The sequence below is a fragment of the Sphingobacterium sp. UBA5670 genome, from assembly GCF_002420705.1.
In the GTDB taxonomy this organism is placed as follows: Bacteria; Bacteroidota; Bacteroidia; order Sphingobacteriales; family Sphingobacteriaceae; genus Sphingobacterium.
The window spans coordinates 149315-151686 of sequence record NZ_DIIM01000019.1 but is presented as its reverse complement, the minus strand read 5'-3'; the positions used below and the strand labels follow the sequence as shown (position 1 = coordinate 151686).

The window sequence follows — 2372 nt, the reverse complement described above, 5'->3', positions numbered from 1 at the left end:
TTTTTTATTGTTGAGCATGATCCGGGATCATACCTTCTAATTTAAATAGAAAAGCATACTCCAAGGCGATTTCCTTTAAATAATCAAACCTTCCGGATGCTCCGCCATGTCCGTAGTCCATATCTGTCTTTAACAATAAAATTGTATCTCCAGTTTTGGTTGCCCTCAGTTTGGCTACCCATTTTGCCGGTTCAAAATATTGCACTTGACTATCATGAAGCCCGGTTGTGACCAATAAATTGGGATATTTCTTCACGTCAATATTTTCGTAAGGAGAATATGCTTTCATATAGAAGTAAGCCTCACTTTCATTCGGATTTCCCCATTCATCATATTCATTTGTGGTCAATGGTATTGTGTCATCCAACATGGTATTCACGACATCCACAAACGGTACCTGAGCTATGATACCATGATATTGCTCCGGCGCAATATTAGCAACGACGCCCATTAGCAGACCTCCAGCACTACCTCCCTGCGCATAAAGATGTTCCGATGTACAATAATGATTTTCTATCAGATATTTACCACAATCCACAAAATCGTAGAAGGTATTCATCTTACGCATCATTTTTCCATCTTCATACCATTGGCGCCCCATTTCCTCTCCGCCTCTAATATGTGTTAAAGCATAGATAAATCCGCGATCCAGCAAGCTCAGCCGATTGCTTGAAAAAGTTGGATCCATCGAAGCTCCATAGGAACCATACGCATATTGCAGCAACGGTGCTGTACCATCAAGTTTGGTTCCTTTCTTGTAGACAATAGATATCGGCACCTTAACGCCATCTCTTGCAGTGGCAAAGATACGTTCCGTAATGTAGGCTGTTTGGTCATATCCACCTAAAACCTCCTGTTGCTTTAATAATACTTTATGCCGGTCGGCCATATCATACTCATAAACCGAACTCGGCGTCACTAGGGAGGTGTAACCATATCGCAACTTCTGGCTATTATATTCGACATTAATGGCCGGATATACTGTATAGGCCACTTCGCCAAAATCCAAGTAATGTTGCTGCTGACTATTTAGGTTATAAATGGCCAATTGAGTTAGTCCATTTTTCCTTTCAGCAATCGCTAGAAAGTCCTTAAACTCTTCGATATCACTGACCAGTACATCCGGGCGGTGGTCCATAAATATCTGCCAGTTGCTACGCTCCGTCTGATCTAAGGGACATTGCATGATGCGGAAATTGATGGCCTCGTCATTGGTCAGAATTAAGAACCTGTCTTCCAAGGCAATGACAGAATAAAGTACATCCGGCATCCTTGGTTGAAAGACGCGAAACTCAGTCTGCGGAAAATCAGCATCCAATAACCAGACTTCGGAGGACAAGGTTCCTTCCGAATTGATGATAATATATTTTCCATTTTTCGATTTACCGACTGCGATATAATTTGTGTTATCTTTTTCCTCATAGACCAGCTCATCCGCTGCCGGGTCGCTGCCCAATACATGCCGCATAATCTTTTCACTGAGCAAAGTCACGGGATTCTTAGCGGTATAAAAAAGTGTAAGGTTGTCATTTCCCCAAATTGCTGCCCCCTCGGTATTCTTTATTTGATCGGGGTAGATTTCTCCCGTCTCCAGATTCTTTATATAAATGGTATATTCTCTTCGGGAAACGGTATCCACACTAAAAGCAAGCAAACGATTGTCCGGACTGACCGAAAATCCTTTTGCTGTATAGTACGCATGTCCATCGGCGAGCCGGTCAATATCCAATAACAATTCTTCCTCAGCCTCAAGCGTACCTTTTTTACGACAAAACTTGAAATATTGGTTTCCCTCTTCAGTTCGGCTATAATAGTAGTAGCCATTTTTGTAATAAGGCACCGACTCGTCCTTTTCTTTAATACGAGATTTTAATTCATAAAATAGCTTTTCCTGCAAGTCGGCAGTATCTCCAAGCATGGAGTTGGTATAAGCATTCTCTTTTTCTAGATAATAGATAACCTCCTGCGATTTATCACCCTTTTTAAAGTAATCAATCATCCAGTAATAATTATCTTGAACAGTGTCATCGTGTATCGTTCTGATATGGGGATAAACAGCTGCTATTGGGGCCATCACATTAGGCCAATGTATTTTCTTATGTTGTTGCATTCGCTATCTTTTACGCTATTCTATTCACACTATTTTTGACATCCTGTTATTTGGATCATCCAAATAAAACAAGATCATTTTTAGAAATGCTTTGAATTTAAGATATTTCGTCAAGAGTTTGACTAAGGATGTCGATTATAAGCACTTTTAATAAAAATTAACAGTTCAGAAGAGTCATTAGCATTATCTTTGCTATTCTCTATAGTCGGGATTAACCGAGCGTGCACACATATGAACACATTTTAAAATAAACACAAGTGAA

The 2372-nt window shown here is 40.1% G+C and carries 1 protein-coding gene; it reads right to left on the bottom strand.

Features of this window, described 5'->3' with window-relative positions:
- Window positions 1-4 precede the first annotated feature (4 nt).
- Window positions 5-2110, bottom strand: coding sequence for a S9 family peptidase (locus tag B3C94_RS16685; protein WP_293905665.1), 2106 nt, complete (start codon window positions 2108-2110; stop codon window positions 5-7).
- Window positions 2111-2372: the final 262 nt, after the last annotated feature.